Origin of the sequence: Mycobacterium sp. (assembly GCF_032162105.1) — a bacterium.
Lineage (GTDB): Bacteria > Actinomycetota > Actinomycetes > Mycobacteriales > Mycobacteriaceae > Mycobacterium.
Window position 1 is genome coordinate 1 of sequence record NZ_JAVRPS010000699.1, and the last position, 5,680, is coordinate 5,680.

Annotated in this window: 7 protein-coding genes; all 7 read right to left on the minus strand. The window is 65.5% G+C overall.

What is annotated here, in order from left to right:
- Window positions 1–268: 268 nt before the first annotated feature.
- On the minus strand, window positions 269–571 hold the full coding sequence (locus tag QOC69_RS35405; RefSeq protein ID WP_526447380.1) for a hypothetical protein: 303 nt from the start codon (window positions 569–571) through the stop codon (window positions 269–271).
- Window positions 572–813: 242 nt separating this feature from the next.
- Complete coding sequence (locus QOC69_RS35410; protein ID WP_526447382.1) at window positions 814–1,137, minus strand: putative quinol monooxygenase; 324 nt, start codon at window positions 1,135–1,137, stop codon at window positions 814–816.
- Window positions 1,134–1,703, minus strand: coding sequence for a YbhB/YbcL family Raf kinase inhibitor-like protein (locus QOC69_RS35415; RefSeq protein WP_526447384.1), 570 nt, complete (start codon window positions 1,701–1,703; stop codon window positions 1,134–1,136). The genes QOC69_RS35410 and QOC69_RS35415 overlap by 4 nt, the downstream gene beginning before the upstream one ends.
- A gap of 31 nt (window positions 1,704–1,734) precedes the next feature.
- Window positions 1,735–3,384, minus strand: a complete 1,650-nt coding sequence (gene groL / locus QOC69_RS35420) for a chaperonin GroEL (protein WP_526447386.1) — start codon at window positions 3,382–3,384, stop codon at window positions 1,735–1,737.
- Between the two features lie 92 nt (window positions 3,385–3,476).
- Window positions 3,477–4,502: an NAD(P)-dependent alcohol dehydrogenase gene (locus QOC69_RS35425; RefSeq protein WP_526447392.1), complete on the minus strand. Its 1,026-nt coding sequence runs from the start codon at window positions 4,500–4,502 to the stop codon at window positions 3,477–3,479.
- Between the two features lie 34 nt (window positions 4,503–4,536).
- Window positions 4,537–5,271, minus strand: coding sequence for an iron-sulfur cluster assembly protein (locus QOC69_RS35430; RefSeq protein WP_526447388.1), 735 nt, complete (start codon window positions 5,269–5,271; stop codon window positions 4,537–4,539).
- A 1-nt stretch (window position 5,272) separates the two neighbouring features.
- Window positions 5,273–5,680: amidohydrolase family protein (locus tag QOC69_RS35435; protein ID WP_526447390.1), on the minus strand; the 408-nt coding region annotated here is incomplete at its 5' end.

Below are 5,680 nucleotides of genomic sequence, written 5' to 3' on the forward strand. Positions count from 1 at the left end.
CTGCGCTGCCGCCGTCGGCCAGCATCGCCAGACCGGCTTGTGCGGCCAGCGGCTGCGACGTGCAGACCACGTTGCGCGCCAGCACGGGTTTGCGCGGCCAGGCGTACGGGAGGTCCCAGGAGAACGGGGCGGTCATCGGTGCAATCCTAGGAGCTCGGAACTCGCGGCGTCGGACGGGCCGACCGTGGTCGGCGGCTCGGAAGCCGACGGCCCGCGCCGGCGAGGGGTCGCCGGTGCGGGCCTGTCTGAGGTGGGTGATTCTTGACCGCTACCGCCAGCCCCAGGGGAACCAGGGGCCGCCCCAGCCGCGGTCGCCGTGCCAACCGCGGTCACCGCCCCAGCCGCCGCGGTCACCGCCCCAGCCGCCGCCGTGGAAACCGCCGCCGCCGTGGAAGCCGCCGCCGCCGTGGCCGGCCGGGATGATTTCGCCGGTCGTGCCCGTCGTTGCGGCGGCGACCACTGCCGGCTGAGCCGGAGCTGGGTCGGCCATCGCCACGGGTGCGGCGGCGATGGCTGCCGCGGCAGCACCGGCTGCCAACGCCGATGTGACGTACTTCATTCCAGTTCGCATGTTGGTATCCCTTCGAAACCTTTCTGTCCTTACCCAATCCAGAATTGACTGTCGGCGAAGCCATGTCGTCACCGCTGACCTCCATCCATGCCCCCCGCCAACTGGAATCGATACCTACCGTTAATCGTCCAGCGCGGCCGACTGCCGACTCGCAGATCCGCGCGACTGGCATCGATGCAATGCGAGAAGCCGGTACTCGCACAGCGTTGGCTGCGCGCGTTGGCCGAGTACCGACGCAGCGGTCAGTGCACCGACATCTCCGCCATCTCCGACCACCCAGTCGCATCGAGGGTCTGGCTAATGATTCTCGGCGTCGACGCCAACGCCTGTGGGAGTTCGCGCATCGCGGACTTGAAGTGATCGCTGCTGACGTGCGCGGAGCCGGCTGCGGAATCACGGAAACCCTCGACGAGAACGTACTCAGCCGGGTCGTCCAGGCTGCGCGACCAGTCGAACCACAGATTCCCTTCCTCGGCCCTGGTGGCTCGTGTGAACCCGGCCACCAGTTCCGGCCAGCGGTCCGACCAGTCGGGCTTTGTCTCGAATCGAACGACGATGAAGATCACGGTTGCTCCTTCACAGTCATGCGGCCTCCGGCGTTGGAGGACGCGAGTTGCGGATACTCGCCGGTCACACTGATACTGGCTCGCCCGATGGCGTGCCGGTACAGCTGCGACAGCAACCGAGCGGGCGTGCCGTCATCGGGAATGTCCAGGCACGCCACGTCGAGAGCATGAACCGATATGCGGTAGGTGTGTGACCGGTCGCCCAGTGGCGGGGAAGCTCCGATGTACCGGTTGAGCTTGAGATCGTTGGGGAGCTGGCGGGCACAGTTCGGCAACCCACGCCCGCTCGGATGTCCCGCGTCCGACCTGAGTTCGGTCATTCCGGGTGGGATGTCGACGACGATCCAGTGCCAGAATCCGGAGTCGCCGAGCCCGTGCTCGTCGAACATCGTGACGACATAACTCCGCGTCGGAGTGGGCGCACCCTGCCACCGAAGATGTGGTGAGATGTCGTGACCGCCCGCACCGAGTAGACCGCTGAGTTGGGGCGTGTCGAACTTACTGCCGTCACCTGCATCGTGCGATACCAGCGTGAACCGCCGCAAAGCCGTTGGATACGAGCACATCTCGACCTCCCAACCGTTGCCGGGGTCGGCGTCAGTAGATGTTGGACGGGCGAACCATGCCTTCGGCGAGATCACCGAATCCGGGGGCGACGATCGCGCCTGGGTTCACCATGATCTCCTCGACGACGAGCGTCTCGGTGGTGAGGAGCAATGCAGCGATCGACGCCGCGCTCTGCAGTGCGGATCGGGTCACCTTCAGTGGATCGATGACACCGGCCTCGGACATGTCCCCGTAGCTGTCGGTCACGGCGTTGAAGCCCTGTCCGACAGGCAGTTTCGCGACTGTGGCAACCACTTCGTCGCCGTCGAAGCCGGCGTTGATCGCGATCCACCTCAGTGGCTCCTCCACTGCTCGGCGCACGATCTCGCGCCCTTCGGCCACATCTCCGGTGAGCTCGAGCAAATCCAGCGCGGGCTGCGCCTGCAGCAGCGCGGTTCCGCCGCCCGCGACGACGCCCTCCTCGAGAGCGGCGCGGGTCGCCGACAGCGAGTCCTCGACCCGGTGGAGTGTTTCCTTGAGTTCGACGTCGGTTGCCGCGCCGACGTGGATTACCGCAACTCGGCCGGACAGCCGGGCGATCCGTAGCTGCAGGTTGTCCTGGTCGTGTTCATTTTCAGCGCGGCCCAGCTCGCGCTCGATCTGGCCGATCCGTGCCTCCACGTCGGCCTTGGAGCCCGCCCCGCCGACGAGGGTGGTGAAGCGCTCGGTGACGGTCACCTTCGCCGCTCTTCCCAGGTGTTCGATGCGCACGTTCTCCAGTGCCAGCCCGGACTCGGGGCTGACCACCGTGCCGCCCAATAGGGCTGCCAGGTCTTCGAGTTCGGCCACCCGGCGGTGGCCGAAGCCAGGTGCTCGCACCACGACTGAGCGGAAGGTGTCGTGAACATTGTTGGTCACGAGCATGCTCAATGCCGGTCCGTCGATGTTCTCGCACAGGATCAGCAGCGGCTTCTTGGCGCGCTGCACCTGCTCGAGAACCGGCATCAGGGTCTGCACGGTGGAGATCTTCTGGTTGGTCAGCAGCACACAGGCGTCCTCCAGCACCGCTTCCATCCGGTCTTTGTCGGTCACGAAGTACGGCGAGACGAATCCGTGGTCGAACTCCACGCCGTCGACGTAGCTGAGCCCAAGACCGAACTGTGGCCATTCCTCCACGGTCACGACTCCCCCGGCGCCGACCCTGGTCAGTGCCGCGGCGATGACGTCACCGATGTCGCTGTCATTGTTCGCCGAGAGGGTCGCGACATGGCGCAGGTCGGCCTCGCCGGTGGTGTTGCGGCTGCGTTGGCGCAGGGTGTCCACCACGGCTGTGGTTGCCCTTTCGATGCCTCGTTTGAGTTGGATGGGGTTGGCGCCGGCCTCGACCGCCCTCAGGCCTTCGCGAACCATCGCCTGCGCGAGCACCGTCGCGGTTGTCGTCCCGTCACCGGCTACGCCGTTGGTCTTGGTGGCGACCTCCTTGACGAGTTGAGCGCCCATGTTCGCGAAGGGATCGCGCAGCTGAATCTCCTTGGCGATGGTGACGCCGTCGTTGGTGATCGTCGGTGCTCCGGTGAGCTTCTCCAACACCGCGTTACGGCCTTTGGGCCCCAACGTCACCTTGACCGCATCCGCTAGCGCGTTCACGCCCACTTCGAGCAGTGCTCTAGCGTCCTTGCTGAATCTGAGCTCTTTTGCCATGTCGCACGCACCTTTGTCTTTGAGTTTGGAAGTGTCTTGGAGTTTGGAAGTGTCTTGGAGTTTGGAAGTCAACGAAAGCGTTCGGGGCCCGATCAGGGCATGAGGATCGCCCTGCCGCGGATCTTTCCGGCGTCGAGATCGTCGATGGCGGACTGGAAGTCGTCGAGCCGGTACTTCACGGTGTGCAGATGGACGGCTCCGCGGGCGGCGAGCACCATCAGGTCGCAGAGGTCGTTGTACGAGCCGACGAGGTTACCGATGAAGTTGATCTCATTCGAGATGATGTCGATCGTCGGGACGTCGATGTTCTCGCCGTAGCCGACGACGTGGTAATCACCGGCACCGCGAAGCATCTGCACCCCTTCGCTGGTGGCGCCGCCCTCGCCGACGAAGTCGATGACGGCTTCCGCGCCGTTGCCGCCGGTGAGTTCGAGAACCTGCTGCACCTGTGACCCATCGGCGACGACCGCGTGGTCGGCGCCGATGGACAACGCGAGCTTGACGGCGTCGGGATTGCGATCCACGACGATGAGTTCGGCAGGCGTGAGAGCCTTCAGCACTTGAATGCCGATGTGCCCCAACCCACCTGCGCCGATCACCACGCAGCGATCCCGGGGCGTGAGGCGACGCGCGGCCTTGGCGGCGGCGTGGTAAGCGGTAAGGCCGGCGTCGGCGAGTGCCGCGACATCAGCGGGTTCCAGTGAGTCGTCGATCTTCACGACACTGCGGGCCGACGTTCTCAGGTAGTCTGCGTAGCCCCCGTTGGTGTCGATGCCGGGAAAGGCGTTGGCCTCGCAGTGCACGTCGTCGCCGGAGCGGCAAGCGCGGCACAGCCCGCAGGTGATCAATGGGTGCACGATCACCTTGTCGCCTTCGCGGACATTGGTCACCGCGGATCCGACCGTGTCGACCCAGCCGGCATTCTCGTGCCCGATCGTGTAGGGCAACTGGACCTGCGACTTCTCGGCCCATTGGCCTTCGAGGATGTGCAGATCGGTTCGGCAGACGCCCGCTCCGCCGATCTTCACGATGACGTCGAAGGGTCCGGTCGGGGTGGGGACCGGTACCTCCGCCATCTCGAGGTTCTGGTGGTAGCCCACTACCTGGACGGCTCGCATGGTGCTCATGGGTGTTGTTCCTTTCCAATCAGATTCAGCCGGGGAGAGTCAGCGCGGCCGACGGTACGAACGCCGGATCACGCAGCTCGTCGGACGGTTCGGGATAGCGAGTGCGCAGCAGCCCGCGGCAGAAATGGGCATTGCCGTCGATCGAGATCCGGGTGGATCGGGCGCGGCGCAACCCGAGCGGCACATCGTCTGAGGCGTAGCCGTGGCCGTCGTGATCGACCATCACCAACGCGTCCGGCCCGAGCGAGAGGCCGAGGGCGCTTCGGCGACGCAGCAACGCGCGCGTTGTCTCATTGTCCGGCAGGTCGTGCAGACGTACCTCGCCGAGCGACGCCTCGGGCAGAGTTCGGTCAGAGCGCAGCAGCTGGGTCAGGCACCGCTCCATCGCGGCCGTGTGCGCCTTGCGTTGGAATGTGAGCCTCAGGTCGTCGAGGTCGCTGTCTGCCTCGTGACCAAACGTGCCCCGGTAACCAGCGTCCGTGGCGAGCCCGGCATTGATGATGTCGGAATCGTGATGGTCGTCGAGCTCGACCACCACCTGCTCGGTCCAATGAAGTTTCGTGAGAACGTCTTTGGCGTCGGATGCCATGAGGTAAGCGAAGTTCGGCGCGCAGAACGACGTCGGCAGCCGAAGATGGACTTCGACGTCGCCGCCAGTCGTCACGAGCGAGCGGACGAACCCCAGATCGGTGATCGGCTCGTCGAGCTCGGGATCAACTACCGCCCCCAGCGCCGCGTACGCCTCGTCGTGCAGGTTCACATCAGGCCCCGACCAGATGGTCCGCCGCTTCGGTGACGTTGTCGGCGCCGCGCGGGCCGACCGCGGGTTCGTCTGCAGCCGGCAGCCGCGACTCGGCCGGGACCGCGATGTCGTACATCTTCGCCGCGTTGAGGCCGAGGATCTTCTTCTTCTGCTCGGTGGTGATCGCCGGGTACTCGCCGAGATCGTCGGGAATCTGGAAATCAACGAACGCTTCGACGAGCCAGCGCGGTGTCCACAGTGCGTAGTCGGAGGAGAATTGGATGCGGTCCTCGCCGACCCAGTAGAGCAGTTCGCCCATGATCTGCGCGAAGTATTTCGGCCGGGTGTGAATGAACGGCATCGCGACCGCAAGTCCGGCGTGCACGTTGGGCTCCTGGGTGGCGATCCAGCAGAAGTCCTCCAGGCG

Excerpts from the sequence above, each read along its gene's own strand:
- QOC69_RS35405 (WP_526447380.1), bottom strand. The coding sequence starts at position 571 with ATGCGAACTGGAATGAAGTACGTCACATCGGCGTTGGCAGCCGGTGCT.
- QOC69_RS35415 (WP_526447384.1), bottom strand. The coding sequence starts at position 1,703 with ATGTGCTCGTATCCAACGGCTTTGCGGCGGTTCACGCTGGTATCGCAC.
- groL (WP_526447386.1), bottom strand. The coding sequence starts at position 3,384 with ATGGCAAAAGAGCTCAGATTCAGCAAGGACGCTAGAGCACTGCTCGAA.
- QOC69_RS35425 (WP_526447392.1), bottom strand. The coding sequence starts at position 4,502 with ATGCGAGCCGTCCAGGTAGTGGGCTACCACCAGAACCTCGAGATGGCG.